The organism is Allobosea lathyri (genome assembly GCF_900108245.1).
Lineage (GTDB): Bacteria > Pseudomonadota > Alphaproteobacteria > Rhizobiales > Beijerinckiaceae > Allobosea > Allobosea lathyri.
Genome location: NZ_FNUY01000007.1, coordinates 139566 through 165513, shown reverse-complemented (window position 1 = coordinate 165513; position 25948 = coordinate 139566). Strand labels below are relative to the sequence as shown.

The 25948-nt window shown below is 65.2% G+C and carries 30 protein-coding genes, 1 tRNA gene and 1 pseudogene; 19 read left to right on the top strand and 13 right to left on the bottom strand.

The features are described 5' to 3' along the window. Nucleotides 1–138: 138 nt before the first annotated feature. The 7 genes from nusG to C4S73_RS17305 form a co-directional block, all read right to left on the bottom strand. Nucleotides 139–720, bottom strand: a complete 582-nt coding sequence (gene nusG, locus C4S73_RS17335) for a transcription termination/antitermination protein NusG (RefSeq protein WP_160115806.1) — start codon at nucleotides 718–720, stop codon at nucleotides 139–141. 86 nt (nucleotides 721–806) lie between these two features. Continuing rightward, a complete protein-coding gene (locus C4S73_RS17330; RefSeq protein ID WP_103873760.1) occupies nucleotides 807–2000 on the bottom strand; it encodes a helix-turn-helix domain-containing protein in 1194 nt (397 codons plus the stop codon). Next, on the bottom strand, nucleotides 1997–2749 hold the full coding sequence (locus C4S73_RS17325) for a DNA methyltransferase (RefSeq protein WP_103873759.1): 753 nt from the start codon (nucleotides 2747–2749) through the stop codon (nucleotides 1997–1999). Before C4S73_RS17325 ends, C4S73_RS17330 begins: the two co-directional genes overlap by 4 nt. After that, entirely contained in the window at nucleotides 2746–5097 is a 2352-nt protein-coding gene (locus tag C4S73_RS17320; protein ID WP_244595642.1) for an MT-A70 family methyltransferase, read from the bottom strand. Before C4S73_RS17320 ends, C4S73_RS17325 begins: the two co-directional genes overlap by 4 nt. Further along, nucleotides 5090–5695 carry a phosphohydrolase gene (locus C4S73_RS17315; protein ID WP_103873758.1) on the bottom strand — a complete coding sequence of 202 codons (606 nt, stop codon included), beginning with the start codon at nucleotides 5693–5695 and terminating at the stop codon, nucleotides 5090–5092. Before C4S73_RS17315 ends, C4S73_RS17320 begins: the two co-directional genes overlap by 8 nt. A gap of 138 nt (nucleotides 5696–5833) precedes the next feature. Further along, nucleotides 5834–6304 (bottom strand): hypothetical protein, encoded by a 471-nt coding sequence (locus tag C4S73_RS17310; protein ID WP_103873757.1) that lies wholly within the window; start codon nucleotides 6302–6304, stop codon nucleotides 5834–5836. 56 nt (nucleotides 6305–6360) lie between these two features. Next, on the bottom strand, nucleotides 6361–6609 hold the full coding sequence (locus C4S73_RS17305; RefSeq protein ID WP_103873756.1) for a hypothetical protein: 249 nt from the start codon (nucleotides 6607–6609) through the stop codon (nucleotides 6361–6363). An 88-nt stretch (nucleotides 6610–6697) separates the two neighbouring features. On the opposite strand from C4S73_RS17305, the gene C4S73_RS17300 reads away from it, so the two are divergent. Beyond that, a complete protein-coding gene (locus C4S73_RS17300) occupies nucleotides 6698–7456 on the top strand; it encodes a LexA family protein (protein WP_146071380.1) in 759 nt (252 codons plus the stop codon). A gap of 21 nt (nucleotides 7457–7477) precedes the next feature. Here the strand turns inward: C4S73_RS17300 and C4S73_RS17295 are convergent, their stop codons facing one another. Further along, nucleotides 7478–7717 (bottom strand): hypothetical protein, encoded by a 240-nt coding sequence (locus C4S73_RS17295; protein ID WP_103873754.1) that lies wholly within the window; start codon nucleotides 7715–7717, stop codon nucleotides 7478–7480. 168 nt (nucleotides 7718–7885) lie between these two features. Between C4S73_RS17295 and C4S73_RS28275 the strand changes: the two genes are divergently transcribed. The 10 genes and pseudogenes from C4S73_RS28275 to C4S73_RS29070 all read left to right on the top strand — a co-directional run. Continuing rightward, entirely contained in the window at nucleotides 7886–8047 is a 162-nt protein-coding gene (locus C4S73_RS28275) for a hypothetical protein (RefSeq protein WP_160115805.1), read from the top strand. Between the two features lie 125 nt (nucleotides 8048–8172). Continuing rightward, on the top strand, nucleotides 8173–8376 hold the full coding sequence (locus tag C4S73_RS17290; RefSeq protein ID WP_146071379.1) for a hypothetical protein: 204 nt from the start codon (nucleotides 8173–8175) through the stop codon (nucleotides 8374–8376). Next, complete coding sequence (locus C4S73_RS17285) at nucleotides 8373–8960, top strand: hypothetical protein (protein ID WP_103873752.1); 588 nt, start codon at nucleotides 8373–8375, stop codon at nucleotides 8958–8960. Before C4S73_RS17290 ends, C4S73_RS17285 begins: the two co-directional genes overlap by 4 nt. A gap of 23 nt (nucleotides 8961–8983) precedes the next feature. Next, entirely contained in the window at nucleotides 8984–9226 is a 243-nt protein-coding gene (locus C4S73_RS17280; RefSeq protein WP_103873955.1) for a DUF2312 domain-containing protein, read from the top strand. After that, the gene (locus C4S73_RS28270; RefSeq protein WP_160115804.1) at nucleotides 9223–9390 is read left to right on the top strand and encodes a hypothetical protein; all 168 of its coding nucleotides are present in this window, start codon (nucleotides 9223–9225) and stop codon (nucleotides 9388–9390) included. Before C4S73_RS17280 ends, C4S73_RS28270 begins: the two co-directional genes overlap by 4 nt. Before the next feature lie 2 nt (nucleotides 9391–9392). Next, nucleotides 9393–10574: a phage Gp37/Gp68 family protein gene (locus tag C4S73_RS17275; RefSeq protein WP_103873751.1), complete on the top strand. Its 1182-nt coding sequence runs from the start codon at nucleotides 9393–9395 to the stop codon at nucleotides 10572–10574. After that, a complete protein-coding gene (locus tag C4S73_RS17270; RefSeq protein ID WP_103873750.1) occupies nucleotides 10571–10831 on the top strand; it encodes a hypothetical protein in 261 nt (86 codons plus the stop codon). Before C4S73_RS17275 ends, C4S73_RS17270 begins: the two co-directional genes overlap by 4 nt. Then, the gene (locus C4S73_RS17265; protein ID WP_103873749.1) at nucleotides 10828–11295 is read left to right on the top strand and encodes a DUF4326 domain-containing protein; all 468 of its coding nucleotides are present in this window, start codon (nucleotides 10828–10830) and stop codon (nucleotides 11293–11295) included. The genes C4S73_RS17270 and C4S73_RS17265 overlap by 4 nt, the downstream gene beginning before the upstream one ends. Then, nucleotides 11295–11471, top strand: coding sequence for a hypothetical protein (locus C4S73_RS28265; RefSeq protein ID WP_160115803.1), 177 nt, complete (start codon nucleotides 11295–11297; stop codon nucleotides 11469–11471). The genes C4S73_RS17265 and C4S73_RS28265 overlap by 1 nt, the downstream gene beginning before the upstream one ends. Next, nucleotides 11389–12414: pseudogene (locus tag C4S73_RS29070) on the top strand (recombinase family protein); the annotation flags it as partial. The gene C4S73_RS28265 and the pseudogene C4S73_RS29070, both read left to right, overlap by 83 nt. 581 nt (nucleotides 12415–12995) lie before the next feature. On the opposite strand, the gene C4S73_RS17250 reads toward C4S73_RS29070, so the two are convergent. The 3 genes from C4S73_RS17250 to mnmA form a co-directional block, all read right to left on the bottom strand. After that, nucleotides 12996–13072, bottom strand: a tRNA-Met gene (locus C4S73_RS17250). Nucleotides 13073–13176: 104 nt separating this feature from the next. After that, nucleotides 13177–13830 (bottom strand): class I SAM-dependent methyltransferase, encoded by a 654-nt coding sequence (locus C4S73_RS17245; RefSeq protein ID WP_103873748.1) that lies wholly within the window; start codon nucleotides 13828–13830, stop codon nucleotides 13177–13179. 45 nt (nucleotides 13831–13875) lie between these two features. Beyond that, nucleotides 13876–15060: a tRNA 2-thiouridine(34) synthase MnmA gene (gene mnmA, locus C4S73_RS17240; protein ID WP_103873954.1), complete on the bottom strand. Its 1185-nt coding sequence runs from the start codon at nucleotides 15058–15060 to the stop codon at nucleotides 13876–13878. A 204-nt stretch (nucleotides 15061–15264) separates the two neighbouring features. Here mnmA and C4S73_RS17235 point away from each other — a divergent pair, with 204 nt between their 5' ends. The 8 genes from C4S73_RS17235 to flbD all read left to right on the top strand — a co-directional run bounded on the left by C4S73_RS17235 (nucleotide 15265) and on the right by flbD (nucleotide 23980). Then, the gene (locus tag C4S73_RS17235; protein WP_160115802.1) at nucleotides 15265–16875 is read left to right on the top strand and encodes a flagellar hook-length control protein FliK; all 1611 of its coding nucleotides are present in this window, start codon (nucleotides 15265–15267) and stop codon (nucleotides 16873–16875) included. A 15-nt stretch (nucleotides 16876–16890) separates the two neighbouring features. After that, nucleotides 16891–17559: a flagellar hook assembly protein FlgD gene (locus tag C4S73_RS17230; protein ID WP_103873746.1), complete on the top strand. Its 669-nt coding sequence runs from the start codon at nucleotides 16891–16893 to the stop codon at nucleotides 17557–17559. A gap of 106 nt (nucleotides 17560–17665) precedes the next feature. Then, nucleotides 17666–17941, top strand: a complete 276-nt coding sequence (gene sciP, locus C4S73_RS17225; protein WP_038359348.1) for a CtrA inhibitor SciP — start codon at nucleotides 17666–17668, stop codon at nucleotides 17939–17941. A gap of 904 nt (nucleotides 17942–18845) precedes the next feature. Continuing rightward, nucleotides 18846–20519: a flagellar basal-body MS-ring/collar protein FliF gene (fliF, locus tag C4S73_RS17220; protein ID WP_103873745.1), complete on the top strand. Its 1674-nt coding sequence runs from the start codon at nucleotides 18846–18848 to the stop codon at nucleotides 20517–20519. 14 nt (nucleotides 20520–20533) lie between these two features. Beyond that, on the top strand, nucleotides 20534–21613 hold the full coding sequence (gene fliG / locus C4S73_RS17215; RefSeq protein WP_103873744.1) for a flagellar motor switch protein FliG: 1080 nt from the start codon (nucleotides 20534–20536) through the stop codon (nucleotides 21611–21613). A gap of 3 nt (nucleotides 21614–21616) precedes the next feature. Continuing rightward, complete coding sequence (locus C4S73_RS17210) at nucleotides 21617–22210, top strand: FliH/SctL family protein (protein WP_103873743.1); 594 nt, start codon at nucleotides 21617–21619, stop codon at nucleotides 22208–22210. 10 nt (nucleotides 22211–22220) lie between these two features. Continuing rightward, the gene (gene fliN / locus C4S73_RS17205) at nucleotides 22221–22571 is read left to right on the top strand and encodes a flagellar motor switch protein FliN (protein ID WP_103873742.1); all 351 of its coding nucleotides are present in this window, start codon (nucleotides 22221–22223) and stop codon (nucleotides 22569–22571) included. 44 nt (nucleotides 22572–22615) lie between these two features. Next, on the top strand, nucleotides 22616–23980 hold the full coding sequence (flbD, locus tag C4S73_RS17200) for a sigma-54-dependent transcriptional regulator FlbD (protein ID WP_103873741.1): 1365 nt from the start codon (nucleotides 22616–22618) through the stop codon (nucleotides 23978–23980). Between the two features lie 20 nt (nucleotides 23981–24000). On the opposite strand, the gene C4S73_RS17195 is transcribed toward flbD, so the two are convergent. Next, on the bottom strand, nucleotides 24001–24333 hold the full coding sequence (locus tag C4S73_RS17195) for a hypothetical protein (RefSeq protein ID WP_146071377.1): 333 nt from the start codon (nucleotides 24331–24333) through the stop codon (nucleotides 24001–24003). 143 nt (nucleotides 24334–24476) lie between these two features. After that, entirely contained in the window at nucleotides 24477–25934 is a 1458-nt protein-coding gene (locus C4S73_RS17190; RefSeq protein WP_103873739.1) for an MFS transporter, read from the bottom strand. Nucleotides 25935–25948: the final 14 nt, after the last annotated feature.

Here is a 25948-nt window from a genome sequence, read left to right as displayed (position 1 = left end):
GCGGGCTGCATAGCTTCGCACAAGGCAGCTGGTGAGGCTTGCGCGGGATCCGTGAGATACAACTCCCCGAAGGGCGATCAAACTGCCAGATGAACCGTGCCGCTATAGGCACCGATTCGCCCGCAGTGAGTCAAGCGGTCACGCCGCGTCAAGTTGTGAAATACCCATCGTCACCACCGTCTCACGTCCGAAGATGTCGATCAGGACATCGGCACGATGCAGGCCGATGGCTTCAATCACGGTAGCCTGGAAGCTCATGAATGGGCCGCTGATCACGGTGAGCTTGTCACCGACCTTCACCGAGCGCTCTGGCTTCAGCACATCATGGCGCGGTGGTGTGATGTCGTTCTGGAAGTTCGCTACCATGCCGACGGCGGCGGATGGAACCTTGAGCCAGCCCTGCGCCGTGCCGACCACCTCCTGAACGCCGTCGATATCGCGGATATCGTCAATGGGACGGCCATTCACCGTGACGACGGACACCCCGTCATCGCCGATGATGTCCCGTCCGCGCCTGCGGAAAGGCATGCCGGCACAGAAGAGATAGCGCGGGAAGGTCGCGACATCATGCTCGATCAGCCTCTTGCCGCAGGTGATGACCCGATGCAGCGCTGGAAGAAAGACCTTGCATCCGGCCTCTGACAGCGAGCGCGCCGCCTTCGCCTCCATGCGGGGCGCCGTATAGACGAGATACCAGTCAAGCGAGAGGTCGATATCCATCGGCGCCGGAACCTTGGTGACCAACTCCTGCCGGAGCCCGTAGTCAGGCTTTGCTGGCGGTTTCGAGTGCCTTGCCCGGTTGCCCATCAGAAAGTCACCCCATCATCACCATCGTCATCCTTCCGGCCCGGCGGCAGTGCGCCCGGCAGGAACACCCGGAAATCGCCCTTGAAGACTGGGATGCGCGCGCCCTTTGCGCCAAGCCATGGCCGCCAAGCGTCGATTTCTGGCCCGTCGCAGCGATAGGGCTGAAGCTCGCCGATGCGCTTGACCGCAGCGGTGAGATCACCCGCCGCGACGGAGATCGATTTGCCCGCGTCTGCCTGCTGGACCGAGAAGCTGATCTTCTGGCGCTGCCCGTCGGCGATGCGGGCCAGCAGCATCAGCCACCATTCGCGTGACCAGCCCTTGATCTCGACGAAAGCGCCTGCCGCTTGCGCCAAGGCGCGGTCAGCAGCCTGCTTCGGCACATGGCGCCAGTTGAACCCGGATAGGTATTTCGGGCCGGAGAGCCGGCCAGCATACCCCGCCGCCTTCCGCTCCGAGACGAACCCGGGAATCCCGTCTATCGCCGCCCAGCGTTCGCCGAACGGCACCGTCGCCCAGGCTGAGGCCAAGGCCGCCTGCTCGTCAGCCCCGGCATGGGGATAGGCCTTGCGGAAATCGTCGAGCGTGGCGGATGGCCGGACTTCGGCCGTGCCCGCAGGCTCGCCCTCGCTCGTTGGCGTGTCCCCGCGCTCATGCGCACGCTCTCTCTCAGATTCTTTAAGGGTTCTACTAAGGGGTTGGGTCTCATCAGATGATACCCTAAGCGCGCCAGATGATAGGGTATCACCGTGATAGGGTATCACCGTGTTACCCTTAGTTTCGCATGGCGGCGAAGCATTGACCGCGCCGCCCGCGCCCTGCGCATGGCTGGAATCGTCCTCGTCGTCATTGTCCGGCAGCGGATCGTGCAGCGCGGCGGCCTCCAGCGCCGGCCAGAATTCCGGCCGGCGGAGACGGAACAGCAGGTCGACATCCATCTCGTAATGGTTGGTCGAGCGTCGGCCTGCGCCGCCCTCGCGCACCATGCGCAGCAGGCCGACGGCCACGAACTCCTTCAGCGTCCGCCGTGCGGTCACGATGGAGCATTCGGCATCCTCCGCCACCGTCGCCAGCGAGGGATAGATGTGGGTGCCGTCCTCATGGCAGCAGTCGACGAGCTTGATCAGCACCAGCTTGCGCGTGCGCGAGCCGAGCTTGGCCTTCATGGCGGCTCCGAGCAGGGCGGCGCTCATAGCTCAAGCGCCTCCTGCCTGACGATCGGAGCCGGCGCCCCGAGGGCGAAGCGAGGGCGCTTAAGCTCGTTGGCGATACGTCGACACGCGATATCGAAATACGCGGGAACGGCCTCGATGCCGATGAAGGCGATGTCGCGCTGGACACAGGCAACGCCAGTCGAGCCGGAGCCCATATAGGGATCGAGCACGTCGCCGGTGCCGCCGAGCTGGTCGATCGACCAAGCCATGAGAGCGACAGGCTTCTGCATATGATGCAGCCGCTTTTGTCCCGCGGTCACCTCATGGCGCGCGCCGGTCCCGACGCTGAGCCCGTCCCAGAGCAATCGATAGATCCGCATCGGCTGATCGCGATTGATCCACGCCGCCTCGCCGTCACCCTGATCCTTGATCTTGCCGTTGGGCACTTTGTCCCAGACGAGCCAGGAGCCTTGCGGCAAGCGGTCGGCAAATCGATGAGCGCCCCAGATCAGCATGTCAGGCGCCAAACCAAGGATATGCGATGGATCGAATGGCTCGTCGTCGCCCTTAATCTCGGCATGCGTGCTGGAATGGACGGGAAGGGACCTGCCGCCCTTCTGAACGACCATCTTCGCCCGCGTACCGCCCGCGTAAAATGTGTTGACCTTGTATCCCTGCCCATAAGGCGCGCAGATCAGCCGCCCGACCTTGCTGAGCGTCGGCAGGATCTCGCGACAGTCGCCGAGATAGAGTGTCACGGAATCGGAGAGATGTTCGACGCGGCTCATTCCGCCGCCTCGCCATCCAGCAACGCTGCATCCGCCACGAACCGCCAGCCGTCGAAGCGCTCTTCGCCGCGCCACTCGGAATCCGTCACGACATAAGCGCCGGCAGTCGGGTAATCCGCGACAGCCGTCAGCATCGCGCCGCTCACGGCGATGATCTTGTGGTTCGGATGCCGGCTTTCGGGCAGGCTGCGCTTGCCCTTCTTGCCATCCATCCACCGGGCGCGATCCTCGTCACTCCACCGCTGGCGGATGCTCTCCAGCCCCTCCATGTCGATGCCATCGGGGGGCGTTGCGGCGTCGATCCAGACGCCGCGACGGCGCGACAACAGATAGCCGCGCTCATCGACCGCGAGGCTGTATGCGGTCTCCGGCAGCAGGAATGGACGCGGCTTGCCCTTCTTGCCATCAGGCGAATAGGCAATCGCGCCGTCGATCATCGCCCGGCCGTAATCCTCGACACTCATGCCCGGTTCGCGCGTGGCGCCGATCGAATGGAAGCCGGTTTCCGAAGGGAAGGGCCGGTTGAAATCGGCAGCGTGAATGCCCTCGTGATCGCCGAAGCAGATGATGGCGCGCACATCGCGGTGCTCGACAATGAATTGCCCGGTCTGGCCCCATTTGGGCACGGTGCCGCAAGGCGCCCAGTTCGCGCGTCGGATCGACATCGGCGCATCGTTGCAGCCGACGCCGAAGCTGGTCAGGCCATTGGCGCGATAGAGGATCGCATCCATGCGCTCGCGCTGCGCCCCGGCTTCGTCGACGGCCTCGCGCATCACGGCGTCATGGTGCAGGTCGATCGCCTCGCCATAAGCCGTGGTCAGTGTGGCCAGATCCTCCGGCAACTCCGCCGCGATGGCATCGATGCGGGCATTCCGCTCGTCGCGCTCGACCTGCCAGCTGTCGCGCTTGGCAGCCTTCGGCTTGCTCTTCCGACCCTTCGCCGGGGCTGCCGCATCGATCGCGATGGACTCGACCACGCGCGCCCCGTCATCGCCGACGCTGACGATAACCTCGGCGCTGATGTCAGGACCGGTAGCCAGGTCCAAGCCTACCGTCACGGGCGCAACAGGTGGCGCCTCCGCCCCCCAAAGGTCCCAGCCCTCCCGGGCCTCACGCGCATTCATCTCGATCTTGGGCAGGCTCGGGAAATACGCCTCGGCGATCTCATGGGCGAAGGGCGGTTTCTGGCTGTGCGGCCCCACGGGGAAGGCCAACGCCGAGCGCAGCTGCGTCCCCATCGCCGGCGCAGGCACATTGCCGCGTGTGCCGACGAGCAGCAGTTCATGTTGATTGCGGAACCAATAGCCGGTGCCGACTTCGTCCTTCAGCCAGACGACATGGCTTTTGTAGGTGAAGCCCCAGGCCGCCATGACGCGCAGCGCGTCCTGCAGCATCGGCACCGTGGCCCACAGCAGCAGCACGCAATCATCAGCCGCGATATCGGCGATAGGCCGGGCGCAGATCGCCTCGGTCGGGGAGGTTGGATAGTGGTTGTCGGCGGCGCGATCCATGCCGCTTTCGCGCGAATAGACTTCGAAACGCCACTCCGGATCGGCGAGAATGACGCCATAGCGTTTACCGCGAGCGATCATCTCTGACAGCGCGGCGTTGCCCTGCTCGATTTTTTCGCCGAGCGCGACCTCCTTGTGCGCGCGCAGCTCTTTCTTCGCAGCCTGCCGAATGTCGCGCTCTTCCTTGATTACGCGATAGAGCGCAGCCGGATCGGCGGAGCGGATAGCCTCCTGCTGTTGCGCAAGCGGAAGCCGCGCCAGATCGGCCGCGGCGGAAACGGAAACCTGCCCTTGCGAGACACGCTCAGCCAGTTCGGGGGCACCATGATCGACTACGGCTTTCGCGGCGCGCACGCTGCGCTCCGACACCTTGAGAGCTTGCGCGGCTTCCGCCTGCGAAACGGGGGGTGGTGATGGCACGACGATACCCGGCAAGTTTGCCGCATTATCGGCCGACGAAACGGGGCGCCCCGGCGCCATGTTCGCCAGCCTCGCCGCAACCATGGCACGCTGGCTTTCGGACAGATGACGGCGATGCAGGTTGCGCGAGAGCACGAACGATAGCGGCGTGCCGTCATATTCGGGCAGGAACCAGCGGAACTGCGGCAGGAGATGCCCGCCGCCTGGGTGCTCGAAGGCACCAGGCGCAATGACGCCCGCGGCGCAACCTGCGCGGTAGCGGTTGCGCCCGTCGAGGATCAGGATGTCGTCGCCATCCATGATCAGCACGATCTTTTCGCGCAGACCGTTTGCACGGACATCGGCAGTCAGATCGTCGAAGGCGACTCCTTCGATCAGCGGGAAGAGATTGGCGAGCGGATGGAAGGGCTCAGCCATGAGACCACCCGTTGCGCTGGCCGCCACGATGCGACTTGTTGACGAACGGAGCGCTCGAAGCGAAGCGCCCCTCCGTAAGCTTGTCGAACAAGGTCATGAATTCGACTTCGGCCCGCACCGGGCTCCAGCATTCCAGCGTGACGCCGAGCGCCTCGACCTGCTCCTCCGCCGCCCAGGGCATCGGCGGCGGCGCCATGTTCTGCTCACGCTCGTCGGTGAGGATCCGGCCGTCGGCGAGATGCACCTCGTGCGGCATCTCGGCGGGCAGGCCGAAGCGCGCGCAGATCGCCAACATCACGGCGGTTTCCGCCGCCTTGTAGCTCGGGATCGCCCGCTTGATCGGGCGCGGCAGGTCGACGAGATAGGCTTCCGAGGCGTCATGCAGCAGCGCCCAGAGCCGGTGCTGCGGTGCGACCGCGCCCGCCATCAGCACGCTATGCTCGGCCACCGAATAGAACAGCCGGGTATGCCCGCCATAGCGGCACAGATGCGCCAGCGCATGCGCGATATCGACGATCGAGACATCCTCGGGACGCGGATCGAGCGGCCAGAAGGCTTGTCCGGAAAAGGTTTGAATCCAGTCGCCGTGTCGGGTCATGCCGCACTCCGGTTGAAAGGTGAAAGCGCGACCCCTGCCGGGTCTCGGGCACAGCAGGGGCCGCGCCTTGCGCGTCCGGCCAAGGGGGTTGAAACCGGTGCGCAAGCGGGAATCGAGGACGCGACGGAACTCAGTCGTTCACGCGGAAACGCCCGCGAGGATCGCGGCATGGACGCGGTCGAAACGCTCGATCGAGCGGCGCAGCTCGGCCAGATCGCGGCCGACGGTCACGGCATCAGTTCGGGAATACTTGCCGTCCGCGACACTGCGGGAGAACGAGCGGCACAGATCGGCCACCTCCGCCATCACGGCGGCGTGCGCGTCGAACGGCGTGCCGTCAGGCTCGGCAACGGGGCGCGCGATTGGCTCAAGCCGGAAGCCGAGCAACTCGGCCTCGACGCGGGTGACGACTGGCTCGCCGCATTCGAGTTCCAGCGCCAGCTTGCCGTCGAGCGTGAGCATGGTCGGATCGTCGCGATCCTTCACCCGGCTCATCAGCTGCTGCGTCACGGTAAGCAGCTGTCCCGCACGCGTCGGACCGCCGACGCGCTCGATCAGGTCGGCCATCGCCGCCTTGCGCTGGTAGAAGCTCAAATCCTTGATGCGCATGGAAACCTCGATTGTGAGAGGCGCGCGATACCAATCGCGCTGCCGGCGGGCAGGCGTTACGAAATGGTCTCGGGAACGGGGCGGGGAACGCGGTCAGGCCAGCACTGATCGGACGGCCAATTCTCGGAGAACCAAGAAACTGCGCGGTCATAAGTCCGGATCGTGATGGTTTTTTCGGATTTCAGCCGATCGTAGAACGTCGGGTCGTTGATGGCTTGGCGCCAAACCGTGGTGACACCGACGCCCCGCGACGAGGCAAAGGCGTCCGACAGAGTGAGCAGGTGCTGCTTGAGTTCGGCTTCCATAACCCAAGCGATAGTTGGATCAATCCAACTTAGTCAAGCGGATTATTCCAACTCGCGCAAGGGTGCTGACATGTGGGATATTTCCAACATGTCCAGCCTCAAAGATTTTGTGACTGCTCGCCTAAAGCAGCTTGACCGCAACCCGTTCGAAGCGGCCCGCACCGGCTCGCTGGAGCGCTCATTCGTCAACGACATTTTGATCGGCAAAAAGCAGAGCGTTCAGGGCGCCAACATCGCAAAGCTGGCCCTCGCGCTCGATTGCGCGGCAACCGATATTGTCGCCGCGATGGCGGGGAGGGCACCAGCCTTGGGTGCGGAGCCGTCCCGGGCGAACGACATATCTTCCGCCTCGGAGATTCGACCAACAACCGAGAGTCTGATCCCCATCAAGGTTGCGGGCAAATTGAAGGCCGGCGACTTCATAGCCATTGAGGATCTGGGCGACTGGGACGAGCCGGAGGTCATCTATGACCGGCGCGACCCGCGATTTCCCGATGCTCGCCACATGGCATTCGAGGTCGACGGCGACAGCATGAACGCGCTTAAGCCCCGCCCCATAATGTCGGGCGATCGGCTCTCAGCGATATCGTACGAGGACGTAGCGGACCGACTACCGCTGCGCGATGGTATGATTGTGGCCGTCGAACGCACGCGGCACGGCGGCCTGGAGCGCGAGTGGTCGGTCAAGCAGCTTGAGATCTACGAAGATCGCGTCGAATTTCACCCGCGTTCCACAAATCCGCGCCACAAGCCGATCGTCGTGGTGCGCGACAACAACGCCGATGATGGAACAAAGGTCGAGATTATCGCCATCATCCGCAGGCTTGTGGCCGAGTTCAATCTATAGCGCCGGCTTCTGCCGACAGCTTCAAACGCACTGCTCTTCTGGCCGCCATTGCGACACGCCTATTAGCGTGCCGATAAAGCTCTCGCAGCCGTCACAGAAATAGCGCTGGTTCTGAAAAAACGCGCTTTCAAGAAGCTCGTCGACACCTCTCGGTGCGTCCTCGACGTCGGGTACGTCGAGCGTCTTGGTAATGTTCCGCTCGCAGTTGAGGCAGCGGTAGTGAACCTTGAAACGAGCGGCTAGGCCATCGGGAAGCGGCATTATCGAACTCCACTGGGGATCGAGACAAGCTGGCTCAGCATTGAGAACATAGCAAGAACCGTGTGATTCCGTTCACACGCTGCATTCAATAGGATGTTTCCAATTTTCGTATTGACAGTTGGATTTATCCAATCATATTTCCCCCATCGAACCCCGATGGAGGCCCGCGTGTCGGCAGTCCCAGCCCTCTACATCCCCCAGCAGACCCCGCGTGACGTCGCCCGGCGGCTGATCCTCCGTCGCTGGCTTGCCACAGCCGGCGAGCTGCTGGCGCTCGTCATCTTCGTCGCCATGGTCTGGATCTGGTCGGCGCTCGGCGCCGGCGCGTGACCGCGACCCTCTCCCCATCCCCCATCTCGGCTTGCGTCCGCGGCACCGGACGACAGGCAGAGCGCACCCGCGCCGTTCCCCGCTCAGAGCGGGTGCATCTCCTCTTGCGTGCCGGAGACGAACAGATGCTCAACCAAGCCCATACGACACGCCCTGCCGGCCGCGACATCGTCGCCAACATGGCCGATTTCATCATCCGGCATAATGCCGGCAGCGGCAGCGTCACCCGTGACGATCTGCTGCTCGATTTCACCGAGGCCGAAATCGAGGCTCATTTCCCCGCCGCCAAGCTCCGCGCCCGCAACACCAGCAAGGCCGCGCGCCAATGAGCGCAGTCGTCCAGATGCCGACGCGGGCGCGAACCATGCCGCGCCCGATCACCGGGCAGATGCGGATCGCGCTTGGCCTGCTCTGCTGCGGCGCGCTCTTCCACGAGCCCAACGGCAGCTGGCGCTCGCGTGCCCATCCCGCCCAGACCGTGCGCGACGCCACGGTGCGCAGCCTTGAGGCACGCGGCTTCGCCCGCATGGAAGAGTTCGCCGGGCTCTACAACGCCCGTGGCGCCTGCCTGGTGCTGACATTCGCCGGCCGCCGCGCCTATGGCAGCGACGGCCACCACGCCGCACGCAAAGCGCCGCCGGTCGCAGCCGAGGCGATCCTCGTCGAGGTCGAGGCGGCGCTCGTCGCACTCAATGCCGAGAGCGCGAAGAGCGACCGCGAATTGGCGCAGCTCAACAGGCTCGGACAGGAGGCCCGCCGGATCGAGGCGGATCTCCTCCGGCGCCGCGCCGGCATCGAGAAGCGCATGGAACAGATCGAAGCCGCCCGCGCCAATTTCAACGCCCGCCGCGTCAATCTGCGCTGCCTCGTCATCGAGGCCGCCGAACGTCTGATGGGGGGCGTCACGTCGTGACCTATCCCCGCAACGATCCCGACATGGATGAGCCGATCCAGGGCAACCAGCTGAAATCCATCGTCGAGCGCATCGAGCGTCTCGAGGAGGAGAAGAAGACGATCTCCGACGACGTCAAGGAGGTCTACGCCGAGGCCAAGGGCAACGGCTACGACGTCAAGATCCTCCGCAGGGTCATCGCCATCCGCAAGCGCGACGCCAACGAGCGGGCCGAGGAAGAGGCGATCCTCGATCTCTACCTGCAGGCCGTCGGAGAGACGGCATGAACCGCGTGCCTCACAAAGAGCGTCCGCGCCTGCCGCCGTCACCACCCGCCGAGCCGACTGAGCTGCTGCACGCCGGTTCGGGCTGGCCGGGACTGTTCGTGCCCTTCGTGCCCGGCGCCGCTGCCGGGGCGCTCCTACTCATTGTCGCATTCTTCTGGGGCTGATCATGGCTGACAAGACCGGTATCGAATGGACCGATGCGACATGGAACCCGATCGTCGGCTGTTCCATCGTCTCGCCCGGCTGCACCAACTGCTACGCCATGACGATGGCCGGGCGGATCGAGGCCATGGGCACCGCGCCGCACTATCGCGGCACTACCAAGCCTAGCAAGGCCGGCGCCGTCTGGACGGGCAAGCTCGCTTTGGCGCCCGAGCACATCCTGTTGCAGCCGCTGCGCTGGCAGAAGCCGCGCCGGATCTTCGTCAACTCCATGGGCGACCTGTTTCATGAGGACGTGCCCGACGAATGGATCGACCGCGTCTTCGCAGTGATGGCGCTGGCGCCCCAGCACACCTTCCAAATCCTGACCAAGCGCGCGGCGCGGATGCGGGCCTATCTGACCAGACCGGCAGGCGATGACATCCAAGACGTCCGCAACCACCTGGCGTGGGATGTGTCGTCCCAGATAATGAGCCTTTGGGCACCAGAGTGGCGATCCGAGAGCATTCAGGGAAAGCACCGGTCGCGCGGCATCGGTGCATTCTCAACCTGGCCCCTCCCGAACGTTTGGCTTGGCGTCTCCGCCGAGGATCAGCGCCGTGCCGACAAGCGCGTGCCGGATCTGCTGGCGACGCCGGCGGCCATGCGCTTCGTCTCCGCCGAGCCGCTGCTCGGGCCGATCGATTTCACGTTGCTGGACATTAACGGTGACGGCGAGATGGATGCGCTAAAGCCGCGCGCTTGGAATGAGGAGATCGGAAGCTGGCGTGGATCATCGCCGACCTGGGAGGAAGATTTCCTCGACTGGTTCAACCTGTCGTCGATGCCCAGCAGCGGCAACCTGCATGCGACGCTCGACTGGATAATCGTCGGCGGCGAGAGCGGCACAGACGCCCGGCCGATGCATCCCGACTGGCCTCGCCAAATCCGCGACGGCTGCTCCGCTGCTGGCACGGCTTTCTTCTTCAAGCAATGGGGAGAATGGGCGCCAAGCGAAACGGCAACCTGCCAGCAAGGTGCACTGGCCGTCCTATGCCGGGATGGCCAGCTGTTGCGCGGTCAGGCGATGGCGACAGGCCGGCTCGATGACGAGCACGCGGAGCTGATCGCCAAGTTCGGGAAGGCAAAGGCCGGACGTCTCCTCGACGGCGCCGAGCACAACGCCATGCCGGAGCTTCGGCGATGAGCGATCCACAGATGGAATTGCGAGACGTTTTCCTGCGCACCGCGATGGATGCAGTTGATCTCGGCAACGCGAAGAATACCGTCGAGGCGGCCGTCGCCGCCATGGGCGCCGCGGCGGTCTTGATAGCGATGCTGCCCAGGCAATCGCGCGACACCGTCATAGCCCAGATCTGCGAGGCCTTGCCGAAGAGTGTCCGCCAGCGGAGCCGCGAAATTGAAAGCGGATTGTTCGACCGACAAATGGATAGGCGGCAATGATAAAGCCCGTCCGCCTCCAGCTCTCCCGCCGCAATGGTTTCGACCTGCAGGCCTGGTCGCTAGGCCTCAATGGACTGCAGGCCGTCAAGGTCACGCGGCCGGGCCCATGGGGCAACCCGTTCAACTTCCGCGATAGCGCCTATTGCTGGGCGGCCCTGTCCTATGGCTGCAGGGCCGATCCGACGGGCCGACAGGAAGCGTCGGTGAGCGCCTTTCGCGAGTGGATCGACCCCGGCCACGGCATGCGCACGCTGTCGATAGAACTCGATCCGGCCATCGTCTCAGGCGAGCGCAGGCTGTCACTCGGCCCCAAGGTCGAAGTCGGCAGGGCTCCGGCCATGGAGGAGATCCGCTCGAAGCTGCGCGGGAGGAATCTCGCCTGCTGGTGCAGGCCCGGTGCCCCCTGCCACGCCGACGTGCTGGTCGAACTGGCGAATCGCCCGACCTGCGAGGCGCTCGGCTGATGTCGCGCGCCGCAGCCAGGCGCGAAGCGACGCTCGATCCCGGCTTGGCCCGGTTGATCGAAGCGCTTGCGCGCGAGGCTGCTCGCCGTGATCATGCCGCCGCCATGGGGCAGGGGAGAGAAGAGACCGATGCGCGCAGCGATCTACGCCCGGTTTTCAACCGACCTGCAGAATGATCGCTCGGTCGATGATCAGTTCGCGCTGTGCGAGGCCTATGTCCGCAAGGCCGGATGGCGACTTTCGGGCCGATATGCCGATCATGCCGCGTCCGGCGCCTCGATCCATGGTCGGCCTGACTATCAGCGCCTGATCGGACTGGCGCTCGCCGGCGAACTCGATCTGATCGTCGCCGAGGATCTCGACCGCCTGTCGCGCAATCTCGCCGACATCGCACGGCTCTTCGAGACGCTGACCTTCGCCGGCGTCAAGATCGTCACCGTCGCCGACGGCGAGGTCTCCGAGATGCATATCGGCATCAAGGGCACGATGTCGGCGCTGTTCCTCAAAGGGCTGGCCCAGAAAATCCGCCGCGGCATGGCCGGCGTCGTCAGGGAAGGGCGCAATGCCGGCGGCCGAGCTTATGGCTACCGGCCTGTTCCCGGCCGGGTCGGCGAACTGGAGATCGTCGATGCGGAGGCCGAAACCATCCGGCGCATTTTCACTGAGTATGCCGAAGGGAGAAGCCCCCGCGTCATCGCTGGCTGCCTCAATGAGGAAGGCATCCTGCCGCCGCGCGGGCGCTTCTGGACGGCATCCACGATCAATGGCAACCGCCAGCGTGGCCACGGCATCCTCGTCAATCCGCTCTATGCCGGACGACCGGTCTGGAACCGGGTCCGGATGATCAAGGATCCGGCGACAGGCAAGCGCATCTCCCGAATCAATCCGGCAGACGAGCACCAGGCCAGCGAGGCGCCGCAGTTGGCGATCGTCGCGGCCGATCTCTATGCGGCGGTCCAGGAGCGTCGCGGCGGGCGGCGAGAGATGGCGCCGCGCCAGCGCGTCACGCCTCGGCATCTGCTTTCCGGTCTGCTGCGCTGCGGCGCCTGCGACGCGGGCATGTCGGTCAAGGATCGCGATCACGGTCGGGTCAGGATACGTTGCACGCAAGCGGCCGAGGCCAACAGTTGCAGCAACCGCCGCGCCTATTATCTCGACGGCATCGAGGCCGACGTCGTCGTGGGCCTGCGCGAGCAGCTGGGCCATCGGGACGCGATCGCGCTCTATCTGCGTGTCTACAACGAGGAGCGCCAGCGCCTGGCCGCCGACAAGGTCAACGAGCGCGCCCGCATCGAACGCAAACTGGCGGCAGCCGAGCGCGAACATGAGCGCGTGTATCGCGCCTATGTGAAGGGACTGATCGAGGAGGATGAGCTTGAGCGCGAACTGCCGCCGCTGAAGGTGGTGCGCGACCGGCTTCGCAGCGAACTGGCCGCCACGGACGAACCGCCGCGCATTGTCTCCCTGCACCCGGCGGCGGTGACGGCCTATCTGCGCGCTATCGACACCCTGCACGAGACGATCGCGGCCGGCGCCGAGCATGGCGAAGAATCAAAGCAGGCCCTGCGCAGCCTGATCGACAAGATTGTGGTGATGCCGGGGGCAGCCGGCGCGAGCCCGGCCTTACGGATTGACGGGCATCTAACGAAACTGATCGGAGGGGAGCATTTTCCGTCCCGCAACATCGTCGGGGGGGCGGATGGTAGCGGGAGAGGGACTCGAACCCCCGACACGCGGATTATGATTCCGCTGCTCTAACCAGCTGAGCTACCCCGCCGCACGGATCGGTGCGCCGAAGTGGGCGTGCCGTCGTGAGGGCGCGATATAGGCAATGGGGCGTCCGCTCGTCAAGCCTTGATCCGGCCAAAACGTCCGGCCGGTTCAAGCCTGGTCCGATGGAGGCCTGGATGCCAGCTTGCGCAGCCGTACCACCTTGAAATAGCCGCGCCCGATATGGACGGTTTCGTATCGGCCCGTCGCGGCCGCCCAGCCCGTCAGCCGGCTGACCTTGAAGTCCGTGCTCCAGCCAATCGCCTTGGCAAGCGGAGCAAGAGCGGTCCATACGGGCGCGAAAACGCCGCCATCATCGACGAGGCGGCTGGAAATGATGATCTCGCCGCCGGGTTTCAGCACGCGGTCCATCTCGGCCAGTGCCTGCTCGGCATTGGGTACCAGCGTGATCACGAACTGCGCTGTGACGGCGTCGAAACGCTCGGCCTCGAAGCCGAGCCGGCAGGCATCCATCACCATCAGCCCGCGCACATGTCCGAGTTTCTGCCTCGCCACCTTGCGGTTGGCGACCTTCAGCATGTCGAGCGACAGGTCGGCGCCGAGTACGCGCGATTCGGGGGTGAAATAGGCAAGCGTCAGGCCGGTGCCGACGCCGATCTCAAGAATATCGGGCCCGCAGGCGCAGGCTGCCGCCACGGCTTCACGCTGCGGCCGGGCCAGCATGCGCTGATAGACCCTGTCGTAGAATTTGGCCCAGGTCGCGTAGACGCGCTTCTGGCTGTCGAGATCGTAGGTCACGGGCATGGAGAAGGCTCGCGGCGGGAAAGGGGAGGGCCTTGGCGACCTTTATCAGGGCAAGGCGAGGGCGAGAGCAGGTCCAGGCACCGGGACGGGCAGGGGCCGCCGCATGATGGTGCCGCCGCCGAGCACGCGCGCGCCGGGGCCGGCATCGGCATAGATCACGCAGGCCTGGCCGGGCGAAACGCCCTCCTCTTCGCCAGCGAGCTCGACCTTGAGCCCGGCCTCGTCGCGGGTCAGGCGGGCTTCGCAGGGCGCGCGGGTCGAGCGCACGCGCACCGCGACGTCCAGCCCGCCTTCGGGCAGCGCATCGGGCGCGATCTCGCCGAGCCAGTTGAGGTCGCGCAGCCGGATTTCGCGAACGCTGAGCGCTTCGCGGGGGCCGACGATGACGCGGGCGTCGTCGGCGTCGAGCCGCAGGACATAAAGCGGCTCGGCTGCGCTCAGGCCCAGGCCCTTGCGCTGGCCGACGGTGTAGCGGAGTACACCGTCATGGCGGCCGAGCACGCGGCCGTCGAGATGGACGATATCGCCCGGCCGCGCTGCGCCTGGCTTCAACCGCTCGATCACATCGGCATAGCGACCGTTGGGGACGAAGCAGATGTCCTGACTGTCGGGCTTGTCGGCGATGGCGAGGCCAAGTTCCGCCGCCAGCGCGCGGGTCTGCGCCTTGTCGATGCCGCCCAGCGGGAACCGCAGCATGTCGAGCTGCTCCTGCGTCGTCGCATAGAGGAAATAGCTCTGGTCGCGGGTGGTGTCGGCGGCACGGAACAGGCCTCGGTGGCCATCGCCCAGATCCTGGCTGACGACGTAATGGCCGGTCGCCAGCGCGTCGGCGCCGAGTTCCTTCGCCAATCCCAGTAGATCGCGGAATTTCACCGTGCGATTGCACTCGACGCAGGGGATCGGCGTCTCGCCGGCAAGATAGCTCTCGGCGAAGCGCTCGATCACGGCGTCGCGGAAGCGGCTCTCGTAATCAAGCACGTAATGGGGAATGCCGATGGCCTCGGCGACGCGGCGGGCATCGTGGATGTCCTGGCCGGCGCAGCAGGAACCGGCGCGATGAACGGCCGCGCCATGATCGTAAAGCTGCAGGGTCACGCCAATGACGTCGTAGCCCTCGCGCTTGAGCAGGGCTGCGACGACGGAGGAATCGACGCCACCCGACATCGCCGCGACGACGCGCGTCGCCGCTGGCGGCTTGGCGATATCGAGGGAGTTCCGGGGCGATGTCATGAGGCGCTCTATACCGGCTTTGCGGGCTGCCTGCCAGCAGGCGATCGGCAAATCCTGCCGGCCGGCTTGGGCAGGGCGGCGGTTCTTGCCGCCAACCATGGCGCGAATGTGGCCTAAGCCTTTGAAATATCGATGGGCATATCTGGCTTGGGACTTGCTGGAGGGTGCGGGGGCATCTCTTTGCCCGCGTTCCGGAACCGCCTGATGTCAATGCAGCCTCTGTCGAACACTTCGCCAGCGTCCGAGCCTCCGGCTCAGCGCCGGCGCGCGGCCGAGCCGGAGGCAGGCCGCGAGTCCGAGCCCTTTACGCTGCCGGATGCTCGCGCCGAACAGGCCGCTGCGGCCGCGGTTGCGCCCGCCGAAGCGGCAGCCGTGTCGGCGGAGACGCGTCACGAGCCTGTCGCCAAGCCGGAGGACACGCCCAAGCCAAACGAGACGGTGCCTGCCCCTCCAGCGAATGCAGCCAAGCCCGATGTCGGCGCGCAGGTCACGATTGCCGCCGCGGCCGCAGCTGCTGCCGTAGCGGGGATCGAGGCCGAGGTTTCGGGGAATACCGCGACAACGGTCAAGGCTGAAGCCGCGAGCAAGACTGAGGCAGGCAAGGCCAAGACGGAGACAGAGAAGACCGAGGCAGAGAAGGCCGAGGCGGGCAAGTCTGAGACGGGCAAGTCTGGGACGAGCAGGTCTGAGACGGGCAAGATTGGGGCTGGCAACGCCGAGATGGGCACGTCTGAGGCGGGCAAGGCCGGCACCTCGGACAAAGCCGAAATGTCCGCCGAGACCGAGAAAGCTGCATCCGAGGCGAAGGCTTCGGAAGGCGAGGCTGCGCCGGTCGTCGTCGTCACGCCGCAAGTTCCGGCTGAACTCGTCGCGATTGCGGCTCTGCCGCTGATCGGCGTGAATCTCGCGCCGGTGCTTGATCCCGCTGCCAAGGCGACGACCGCCCCGTCCGGCGCTGCCGCCGTGATCGGCGCCGGAAGCGCCAAGCCGACGACCCCGCAAAATCCAGCCACGCAACCGGCGCAGACGGCTCTGGTCGCTGCACAGCTTGCAGCCTCGACCGGCCCGGAGGCGAAAGCGCCGGCAGGCCCGGATAAGGGCGATCCGGCACAGCCTGCGATCACAGGCGGACAGGCTTCCGCGACAATTGCCGCCACCGAGGGACTCGCCTCGTTTGCCCAGATCGCCGGGCCGGCGAGCGCTCTCGCCGAATTCAAGCCGCTCGAGGCCGCGCTGCAGGTCCAGAGCCCGATCGATGCATCCGCGCTGGCGCAGCAGGCCGCCGCCAAGGCCGAGCCGTTGCGCCTCCTTGCCGCGCTGGAGCAGCCTGCCGCCGCGACGTCGACCGGCGTGAACGGTCGCGGCACGTCGGATGGCCAGCCGACGCCGCTCCACGTCCTGCCGATCGAAATCGGCCTGAAGGCGCTGTCGGGTGCGCGGCAATTCGATATCAGGCTCGACCCGGGCGAACTCGGGCGCGTCGACGTCAATCTCTCGATTTCGGATGATGGCGAGGTCAGCGCGCGGCTGGTCGTCGATCGCGTCGAAACGCTGCACTTGTTGCAGCGCGACGCGCGCACCCTGGAGCGGGCCTTTGAGCAGGCCGGCCTCAAGCCGTCCGATGCCGGCGTCGACATCACCCTGCGCGACCCGTCCGACCAGTCCGGCTTTCGTCAGAACAGGCAGCAGGACGAGGCAGCGCAACGCAGCCGCGCCGCCGCGGGCGCCACGACCAGCGACGACACGATCGTTCCCGCCGAACCCGCACCGATCCGCCGCCTTGTCAGGCTTGGCGGCGTCGATCTCAGCATCTGAACAAGGAGGAGCGCCATGGCAGTCTCCAGCACAAGCGGCGCCTCGAATACCGCCAATACGAGCACTGCGAATATCGCAGGCTCGTCGTCGATCGCCGGCAATTTCGATCAGTTTCTCACCCTGCTGACGACGCAGCTCAAGAACCAGTCGCCGCTCGACCCGCTCGATACCAACCAGTTCACCGCGCAGCTGGTCCAGTTCGCCGGCGTCGAGCAGCAATTGCGGACCAATGAGACGCTGGGCTCGCTGCTCAGCCTCAGCGCGGCGGGCACCGCCACGAACGCTGTCGGCTTCATCGGCGCCAAGATCACCGCCGATGGTGCGACAACGCAGCTCAATGACGGCAATGCCGAGTGGCAGGTCAACGTGCCGCGTGCCGGCACCGCGACGATCACGATCAAGAACGCCAGCGGCAGCGTCGTGCAGACGATGACGAAAAGCCTGGTGGCCGGCGATCAGGCCTATAAATGGGACGGCAAGACCTCGACGGGCCAGGACGCGGCCGAGGGCGAGTACACGGTCACAATCGATGCCAAGGATGTCGCCGGCGAGATCATGACGGCGAAGACGCAGATCGGCGGCATCGTCGATGGCGTCGACTTCACCGGCTCGATCCCGACGCTCAAGATCGGCGCGATCGGCGTGCCGATCGACAAGGTCAAGAGCGTGGTCCGCACGAACTAGCAGCCCGGCCAAAACACGGAAATCCCGCGTGATCCCTTTAGGCAAATCTTAAAGCCGGCGCCCTATGCTCAGCACAAGTAGGTCTGTTGAGTTGTGTGAGTGTACCATGACCGAGCCTTTGCGACCGCGGGTGAAGTATGTAATCGGACCGGACGGAAGTCCGTTGACGATTGCCGATCTGCCGCCGATGAATACACGCCGCTGGGTGATCCGGCGAAAGGCTGAGGTTGTTGCAGCCGTCCGTGGCGGACTCCTGAGTCTGGAGGAAGCCTGCCAGCGTTATACGCTGACGGTCGACGAGTTTCTGAGCTGGCAGATGTCGATCGACCAGCATGGTCTTGCGGGTCTGCGTACGACCCGTATCCAGCATTATCGCCAGTAGCACCGGCGCTCTGCTTTACGTTCAAAGGCGTCGGTCCCTCCCGGGACCGGCGCCTTTCGCGTTATCGCTCATCGACGATCGCGGGCGGCCGGTGCTGGAATTCTTCCGGTCCAGAGGACGGAGCGCCCGGAGTCCGACGATCTTGCGTGGAAACACGCCGTCATCCTGGGCGACCGAAGGTCGGCCCGGGATCCATCATAGAGCTCTGCTGCTTACGATGGATCCCGGAGCTGCGCGGCTTCGCCGCTTGTCCGGGATGACGGCCTGTTTCCAGATCAAATCAGCATGCCTTGACGCAGAAAAGCCCGCCGAAGCGGGTCTCTCAGGTCGATCACGGCAAGATCGGAGCGCGCCCGGCGGCATCCATCATTACGGCAGGCTCACCGTTTGCGGTTGGATTTGGGTCACCTGCACATCGAGACCCTCGAATCGCGCAGTTCAATCCATGGTCGGTGCGCGGTCTGCCATCTCGAGGAACAGGGCGGTGCAGGCCAGCCAAACGATCGCGGTCCAGATCAGCATCACGTCCTCCCGGCTTCCGATTCTTTTTCGTTATCGAACGCGACCCTTAGCCGGAACCATTGTAGGTCAGTTTTCGCGGTCGTTAAGCCATTGTTTTTGTTGTTGCAGTGCGTTTTTTCTTCGCGGCCGCGAGATGGTTCCGGAGACCGTCGGACATCCGGGACCGCATTTTTTGTGCCCGCCCTGCGCGAAATCCGCTCTCCCGCCTTCAGGGAGGGGTCGGATATTTCGTGTCGGCGCGCCCTCCGCCCTGGCCGTTCCAGACATTCTTTCGTAACAACCCGGCAAAATTAACCACCCGCTAACCATGCACTGGGAAAAACTTGCCTAGTGAGCCGGCCTCTATGTGTGACCGGTGCGGCTTTGTGGAACGGATAGCGGCGTGAGCGGCATCGTCGAGCAGTTTACGAAATTCGGAGCGGCGCGCCTGGCGGCGATGCTGGCGGTTACGCTGGGCCTTGTCGGCTTCTTCGGCTTCGTCATGCTGAAGATGTCCCAGCCGGCGATGAGCGTGCTGTTTTCCGATCTTTCGAATCAGGATGTCAGTTCGATCCTCAAGGATCTCGATACGCGCGGCATCAAATACGAGCTGCGCAGCGACGGGCAGACCGTGCTTGTCGCCAAGGCCGATGTTCCGCGCCTGCGGCTCGACCTCGCCAGCAAGGGCATTCCGGCCGGCGGTGGCGTCGGATACGAGATATTCGACAAGGGCGACGCCTTTTCCTCGACCAGCTTCGTCCAGAACATCAACCATCTGCGCGCGCTGGAAGGCGAGCTTTCGCGCACCATCCGTTCGATCAGCCGGGTGCAGGCGGCGCGCGTGCATCTCGTGATTCCCGAGAAGCGCCTGTTCGAGCGCGATCGCGAGCCGCCCCGCGCATCGATCGCGCTCAAGCTCGCAGGCGAGCTCGACGTCGCCCAGGTCCGGGCGGTGCGCCATCTCGTTGCGTCGGCCGTCGACGGGCTGAAGCCCGAGCGGGTTTCGATCGTGGACGAGCGCGGGCGGCTTCTGGCCGATGGCGCGCAGGGCGAGCAAGGGCTGATCGGTCTGGGCATCGACGAGCGCCAGACCGCGATCGAGAAGCGGCTGAAGCTGCAGATCGAGGACATCGTCGCCAGCATCGTCGGCCATGGCCGGGCACGCGTGCAGGTCTCGGCTTCGCTCGACAGCAACCGGGTCGAAAGCCGCTCCGAGACCTTCGATCCCGAAAGCCGGGTGGTGCGCTCCAGCCAGAACCGCACCGAGAATTCGGCGACCACCGAGGGTGCCAACGGCGCGGTCACCGTGGGCAACGAACTGCCCGGCGCCCAGCAGACGCAGGGCACGCAGCAGAACCAGAAGGACGCCTCCTCCAAGAACGAGGAGGTGGTCAATTACGAGATTTCTCGCACCACGCGCACCGAGGTGCTGGAGGGCGGCCGCATCAAGAAGCTGTCGGTCGCGGTGCTGGTCGATGGCACCTATAGCCGCAGCCCCGCCGGCGAGCTGGCCTATCAGCCGCGCAATGGCGACGAGATCGAGCGCATCGGGCAGCTTGTCCGCACGGCCGTCGGCTTCGATCAGGCGCGGGGCGACAAGATCGAGGTGGTCAACCTCCGTTTCGCCGAAGCTCCCCCGGCCCAGGCCGACCTCGTCGAGCAGGGCCTGATGCAGCAGCTGCTCTCCTTCACCAAGGAGGATCTGGTCCGCTTCGCCGAACTCGGCGTGATCTCGCTGCTGACGCTGATCGTGCTCATGACGGTGGTGCGGCCCCTGCTCAAGCAGGTGCTCGCCTCGGAAAATGGCGGCAGGGCGATCCCTTCCTTCATGCGCAATGGCGCGGTGCTGATCCAGGATGGCGCGACGGGAAATCCTGCCGGCTCGTCGCGCGCGCTTGTCGGCGGGGACGATGGGGTCGATGTCGAGGCACCCTCCGAACGCATGCTCGCGGTCGCCCAGATCAAGGGACAGCTCAAGGCCCAGTCCGTCGAGAAGATCGGCGCACTGGTCTCGCAGAACCCGGCCGATTCGGTCGCGGTGCTGCGTGGCTGGATCCATGAGAAGGCGCCGGCATGATGGATTTCTGAACCATGGCCGACGAGCGTTCCATCGCTACCCTTAGCCCCCGAGAAGGCGCCGTCGAGGCCGGCTACAACTTCGGCGTGACCAAGATTGCCGAAATGACGGGGCCCCAACGGGCCGCGGTGATCCTGCTCGTGCTCGGCGAGGACCATGGCCGCGCGATCTGGCGGGAGTTCGACGACGAGGAAATCCGCATCATCACCCGTGCGATGGCGGAACTCGGCACGGTCGATTCCGACGAGGTCGAGCGGCTGATGCTCGATTTCGTCGGCAAGCTGTCGAGCGCGGGTGCTGTGACCGGCTCTTTCGACCGCACGATCTCGCTGCTGGAGAAGATCCTGCCGGGCGATCAGGTCGCGTTGATCATGGAGGAGATCCGTGGTCCGGCCGGACGCAACATGTGGCAGAAGCTCGGCAATATCGACGCCGTGGTGCTCGCCAACTTCCTCAAGAACGAATACCCGCAGACCATTGCGGTGATCCTCTCGAAGATCCGGGCCGAGCATGCGGCCAATGTGCTGCGCAACCTGCCCGGCGATCTCTCGATCGACGTGGTAAGCCGCATGCTGCGGCTGGAATCGGTGCAGAAGGAAGCGCTCGACCATATCGAGAACACGCTGCGGACGGAGTTCGTGGCGACACTGACCCAGACCCGCCGCCGCGATCCCCACGAGATGATGGCGGAAATCTTCAACGGCTTCGATCGCCAGACCGAGACCCGCTTCCTCTCGGCGCTCGATGCCTCCAACCATGATTCCGCCGAGCGCATCCGCGCGCTGATGTTCACCTTCGACGATCTCGCCAAGCTCGACGCCGCGGGCCTCCAGACCCTGATGCGGCAGGTCGACAAGGACGTCCTGGCACGTGCGCTCAAGGGCGCGAGCGAGACCATGCGGGCGTTCTTTTTCGGGGCGATGTCGCAGCGCGCCGCCAAGAACATGCAGGACGATATGGAAGGCCTCGGGCCGCTGCGCCTCAAGGAGGTCGACGAGGCGCAGGCCAAGCTGGTCGTGATGACCAAGGAACTCGCGGACAAGGGCGAGATCGTCCTGTCCAAGGGCAATGCAGAAGACGAACTGGTTTATTGACGCATGGCTACCGCCACGAAATTCATGTTCAGCACCGATTTCCGCGAAGGCGGCCGCCGCGCCGCCGGGGAGGCGGATCTTGCGGTTGCGCGGTCGGATGCCTTTCAGGCGGGATATGAGCAGGGCCGTCGCGAAGCCGAAGGCCAGCTCAGCGGCACGATGGGGCAAATCGCGCGCACCGCCGAGCGACTTTTCGCCGACGAGGCCACCCGGACGGCGGCGATCGAGGCCCAGGCCACTCATGTCGCGATCGTCCTGGCGAAAGCGCTTGCGGCTGCGGCTTTGGCCGAGCGCCCGCTCGCGGCACTGGAAGGCGCCGTGCGCGAGTGCCTGGCCCATGCGCGGCTCGCGCCGCATCTGGTCGTCCGCGTCAACGATATGGCGGTGGAGATGGTCGAGGCGATGATCAAGAAGCTCGCGCAGGAAAGCGGCTTTGCGGGGCGTCTCGTCGTGCTGGGCGATCCCGATATTGCGACCGGAGACGGGCGCATCGAATGGGCCGATGGCGGCTTCGCCATCGATTCCGAACGCCTGGCGACGTTGGTGGAACAGGCCGTCGCCGGTGTCTTCGCCGGCTCCAACCACTCTGCCGAGTGAGGATTGAATCATGAGCACGGGTAACGATCTCAATCTGCCGCCGCTGAACTCGGCGGACCTGTCATTCGATCACAATGACGGTTCGGTCGCGCGTTCGGGGCCGGTTCCGGTCAAGACCGCCGAGGATCTGGAACAGGTCTTCGACGTCCCGGTAACGGTCTCGGCGGTGCTCGGCTCGTCGAGGATCGCGATCGGCGACCTGCTGGCGATCGTGCCCGGCGCCGTTCTGGAACTCGACCGGCGCGTTGGCGAGGCCATCGACATCTTCGTCAACGAGCGGCTGGTCGCGCGCGGCGAGGTCGTCGTCGTCGAGGACCGGCTCGGCGTCACCATGACCGAAATCATCAAGGCCGACCGGTAATGACCGGCCGGCGCGATACGACTTCAAACGGAAGGGCCTGAGCCATGCGCCTCATTATTGCCGGCGGTCTCAAGGGACAGATCATCGCTGCCGCCAGGATCGCGATTTCCCATGGCGCGAGCGTGACGCATACCGAAAGCCTCGACCAGACGCTGGCCGTGCTGCGCGCCAAGGGCGCCGATCTCCTGATGATCGATGTGACGCTGCCGATCGCGCAGTTCGTCGCGGCGCTGGAAGCCGAGCGCATCCGCACGCCGATCGTCGCCTGCGGCACCTCCACCGATGCGCGTGCAGCTGTCGCCGCAATCCAGGCCGGCGCACGCGAATATGTGCCGCTGCCGCCCGATCCTGAACTGATCGCCGCCGTTCTGGAGGCGGTCGCAGCCGACCAGTCCAGCCTGATCTGGAAGGATCCGGCGATGGAGCGCGTCGTCCAGTTGGCCTCGCAGATCGCCCGTTCCGATGCGCCCGTGCTGGTCACCGGCGAGAGCGGCACCGGCAAGGAGGTGATCGCGCGCCATCTGCATCAGAAATCACTGCGCAAGGACAAGCCGTTCGTCGCGGTCAATTGCGCGGCGATCCCTGACAACCTGCTCGAATCCGAGCTGTTCGGCCATGAGAAGGGCGCCTTCACCGGCGCGATCGCGCGGCGCATCGGCAAGTTCGAGGAGGCCAATGGCGGCACCTTGCTGCTCGACGAAATCTCCGAGATGGACGTCCGGCTTCAGGCCAAGCTCTTGCGCGCCCTGCAGGAGCGGATGATCGACCGTGTCGGCGGGACCCAGCCGGTCAAGGTCGACCTGCGGATCATCGCGACTTCGAACCGCAATCTCGGCGACGCCGTGCGCGAAGGCTCGTTCCGCGAGGATCTGTTCTACCGGCTGAACGTCGTGCATCTGCGGCTTCCCGCACTGCGCGAGCGTCCTGGCGACATTCTGGCGCTGGCCGATCACTTCGCCCGCAAATACGCCGAGATCAACGGCGTGCCGTTGCGGCCGGTGGCGTCAGATGCGCGCAAGATCCTGCTCGCCAATGCGTGGCGCGGCAATGTGCGCGAGCTGGAAAACACGATTCACCGCGCGGTGCTGCTGGCCAAGGGGCCCGAAATCGGGGCCGAGGCGGTGATGACGCCGGAAGGCGAGACATTGGGCCCGGCAAGCTCGCGGGACCCGGCCGCACGCGCGGCGCAGACTGCGGAGGCGGTGACGCGTTCGCTGGTCGGCCACACCGTCGCCGATGTCGAACGCGAGCTGATCCTGGATACGTTGGACCACTGCTTGGGCAACCGCACGCATGCGGCCAAGATTCTCGGCATTTCAATCAGGACGCTGCGCAACAAGCTGAGCGAATACAGCTCGGCGGGCATTACTGTCGCAGAACCCGGCCAGGCGCGCACGAGTGCCGCCTGACCGGGCTTGCCTATGTCAGATCACCAGCGGCGATAGCCACCATAGTAGCGAGGCCTGCCATAATAACGCGGGCGGGCATAGTAGCGCGGCCGGGCATAGTAACGTGGGCGCGCGTAATAACGCGGGCGCGCATAATAGCGCGGCCGGCGATAATAATAATACTGACTGAATTCGGCGTCGCTCTTGTCGAGCGCGTCCTTCATATCCGCGGCGAGGGCTTCCTCGTCCTTGGCAGGCGCTGGGCCTGCAAGCGGTGCGATCTTGGGCTGGGCAGCTTCCACGGCAGCGATGCCGCCGATACTGGCTGCGGCCATGCCGCCGATCAGGGTCATTATGAATGAGCGTCTATCCACGACGTCCTCCCAGACTGTTTTCACCGCATCTTGCTGCCCGCATTAGCGCGGACAATGACAGTGAACGATAACGCATTCTGCGGACAATTGTTCCTCTCCGCCGGGTTTTCTTCGATCATCCCTAAAGTTGCTCGGGACAAACCTTAATCCAATGCATTGAGCGGTCGCGCGACCGTTTCCAGCGGCTTGCGCTCGGCGCGAACAGCAAACAGGGATGCTACGACGGCCGCCGCCAGCATCAGGATGGCGCCGAACACGTATCCGGCAAAGACGCTGCCGCGCGAGCCGGTGTCGATCAGGATGCCGAAGAGCCAGGGGCCGGCAATGCCGCCGGCACCCGTCCCGACCGCATAGAACGCCGCGATCGCCAGCGCCCGCATCTCGACCGGGAAGGTCTCGCTGACGGTGAGATAGGCCGAACTCGCGGCAGCCGAGGCGAAGAAGAAGACGACGCTCCAGCACAGGGTGAGCTGCGATGCGGTCAGGAGATCCTGCCAGAACAGATAGCCGGTCCCGGTCAGCAGCAGGCCCGAGAGCGCATAGGTCACCGCGATCATCAGGCGCCGGCCCAGCGTGTCGAACAAGCGGCCGAGGATGAGCGGGCCGAGGAAATTGCCGGCGGCGAAGGGCAGGATGAACCAGCCGATGGCCTGCGACGGCACCTTGTAGAAATCGGTCAGGATCAGCGCATAGGTGAAGAAGATCGCATTGTAGAAGAAGGCCTGCGAGACCATCAGCGCCAGTCCGACAAGGGCGCGCTGCCGGTGGACCACGAACAGCGTGTTGAAGACCTCTCCCAGCGGCGTGATCGCACGGGGGCGCAGCCGGGTCTGCGGCAGGTTCTCGGCGGGGCTGTAGGTCACTCCGGCGCTGGCCTCGATCGCGGTCACGATCGCGGTGGCTTCCTCCTGCCGCCCGTGGCTGATCAGCCAGCGCGGACTTTCGGGGATCCACTGCCTGAGAACGAGGATGATCAGGCCAAGGGCCGCGCCGATGAAGAAGGCCAGCCGCCAGCCCAGTTCGGGATCGATATGGGCTGGGTCGAGAAGCACGATCGCGCCGATCGCGCCAAGCGCCGCGCCGACCCAGAACGAACCGTTGATGACGAGATCGACCCAGCCGCGCACGCGGGCGGGCACCAGTTCCTGGATCGTCGAATTGATCGCGGTGTATTCGCCGCCGATGCCCATGCCGGTGAAGAAGCGAAAGACGATGAAGCTGGCGAAGCTCCAGGAAAAGGCCGTTGCGGCGGTCGCGACGAGATAGATCAGCAGTGTGATCGTGAAGAGCTTCTTGCGGCCCAGACGGTCGGTGAGCCAGCCGAAGAAGAGCGCACCCAGCACCGCCCCGGCGATATAGGCTGCGCCCGCCATGCCGATCTCGGTATTGGTGAAGCGCAGCGTCGGGCTTTCCTTCAGCGCACCCGACACGGAGCCGGCGAGCGTGACCTCGAGCCCATCGAGGATCCAGGTGACGCCGAGGGCTACGACGACCAGCGTGTGAAAATGCGACCAGGGCAGGCGATCGAGCCTGGCGGGCACATCGGTTGCGATCGCCACCTCGGCGATAGCTGGCTGAACGGATGTGTCCGGCGTCGCCATGCCGGCGTTCCCCC

Coding starts and splice junctions, on each gene's coding strand:
- nusG (WP_160115806.1), bottom strand. CDS start 720: ATGGATATCGACCTCTCGCTTGACTGGTATCTCGTCTATACGGCGCCC.
- C4S73_RS17330 (WP_103873760.1), bottom strand. CDS start 2,000: ATGAGCGCCGCCCTGCTCGGAGCCGCCATGAAGGCCAAGCTCGGCTCG.
- C4S73_RS17325 (WP_103873759.1), bottom strand. CDS start 2,749: ATGAGCCGCGTCGAACATCTCTCCGATTCCGTGACACTCTATCTCGGC.
- C4S73_RS17320 (WP_244595642.1), bottom strand. CDS start 5,097: ATGGCTGAGCCCTTCCATCCGCTCGCCAATCTCTTCCCGCTGATCGAA.
- C4S73_RS17315 (WP_103873758.1), bottom strand. CDS start 5,695: ATGACCCGACACGGCGACTGGATTCAAACCTTTTCCGGACAAGCCTTC.
- C4S73_RS17310 (WP_103873757.1), bottom strand. CDS start 6,304: ATGCGCATCAAGGATTTGAGCTTCTACCAGCGCAAGGCGGCGATGGCC.
- C4S73_RS17305 (WP_103873756.1), bottom strand. CDS start 6,609: ATGGAAGCCGAACTCAAGCAGCACCTGCTCACTCTGTCGGACGCCTTT.
- C4S73_RS17300 (WP_146071380.1), top strand. CDS start 6,698: ATGTCCAGCCTCAAAGATTTTGTGACTGCTCGCCTAAAGCAGCTTGAC.
- C4S73_RS17295 (WP_103873754.1), bottom strand. CDS start 7,717: ATGCCGCTTCCCGATGGCCTAGCCGCTCGTTTCAAGGTTCACTACCGC.
- C4S73_RS17290 (WP_146071379.1), top strand. CDS start 8,173: ATGCTCAACCAAGCCCATACGACACGCCCTGCCGGCCGCGACATCGTC.
- C4S73_RS17285 (WP_103873752.1), top strand. CDS start 8,373: ATGAGCGCAGTCGTCCAGATGCCGACGCGGGCGCGAACCATGCCGCGC.
- C4S73_RS17280 (WP_103873955.1), top strand. CDS start 8,984: ATGGATGAGCCGATCCAGGGCAACCAGCTGAAATCCATCGTCGAGCGC.
- C4S73_RS28270 (WP_160115804.1), top strand. CDS start 9,223: ATGAACCGCGTGCCTCACAAAGAGCGTCCGCGCCTGCCGCCGTCACCA.
- C4S73_RS17275 (WP_103873751.1), top strand. CDS start 9,393: ATGGCTGACAAGACCGGTATCGAATGGACCGATGCGACATGGAACCCG.
- C4S73_RS17270 (WP_103873750.1), top strand. CDS start 10,571: ATGAGCGATCCACAGATGGAATTGCGAGACGTTTTCCTGCGCACCGCG.
- C4S73_RS17265 (WP_103873749.1), top strand. CDS start 10,828: ATGATAAAGCCCGTCCGCCTCCAGCTCTCCCGCCGCAATGGTTTCGAC.
- C4S73_RS28265 (WP_160115803.1), top strand. CDS start 11,295: ATGTCGCGCGCCGCAGCCAGGCGCGAAGCGACGCTCGATCCCGGCTTG.
- C4S73_RS17245 (WP_103873748.1), bottom strand. CDS start 13,830: ATGCCCGTGACCTACGATCTCGACAGCCAGAAGCGCGTCTACGCGACC.
- mnmA (WP_103873954.1), bottom strand. CDS start 15,060: ATGACATCGCCCCGGAACTCCCTCGATATCGCCAAGCCGCCAGCGGCG.
- C4S73_RS17235 (WP_160115802.1), top strand. CDS start 15,265: ATGTCAATGCAGCCTCTGTCGAACACTTCGCCAGCGTCCGAGCCTCCG.
- C4S73_RS17230 (WP_103873746.1), top strand. CDS start 16,891: ATGGCAGTCTCCAGCACAAGCGGCGCCTCGAATACCGCCAATACGAGC.
- sciP (WP_038359348.1), top strand. CDS start 17,666: ATGACCGAGCCTTTGCGACCGCGGGTGAAGTATGTAATCGGACCGGAC.
- fliG (WP_103873744.1), top strand. CDS start 20,534: ATGGCCGACGAGCGTTCCATCGCTACCCTTAGCCCCCGAGAAGGCGCC.
- C4S73_RS17210 (WP_103873743.1), top strand. CDS start 21,617: ATGGCTACCGCCACGAAATTCATGTTCAGCACCGATTTCCGCGAAGGC.
- fliN (WP_103873742.1), top strand. CDS start 22,221: ATGAGCACGGGTAACGATCTCAATCTGCCGCCGCTGAACTCGGCGGAC.
- flbD (WP_103873741.1), top strand. CDS start 22,616: ATGCGCCTCATTATTGCCGGCGGTCTCAAGGGACAGATCATCGCTGCC.
- C4S73_RS17190 (WP_103873739.1), bottom strand. CDS start 25,934: ATGGCGACGCCGGACACATCCGTTCAGCCAGCTATCGCCGAGGTGGCG.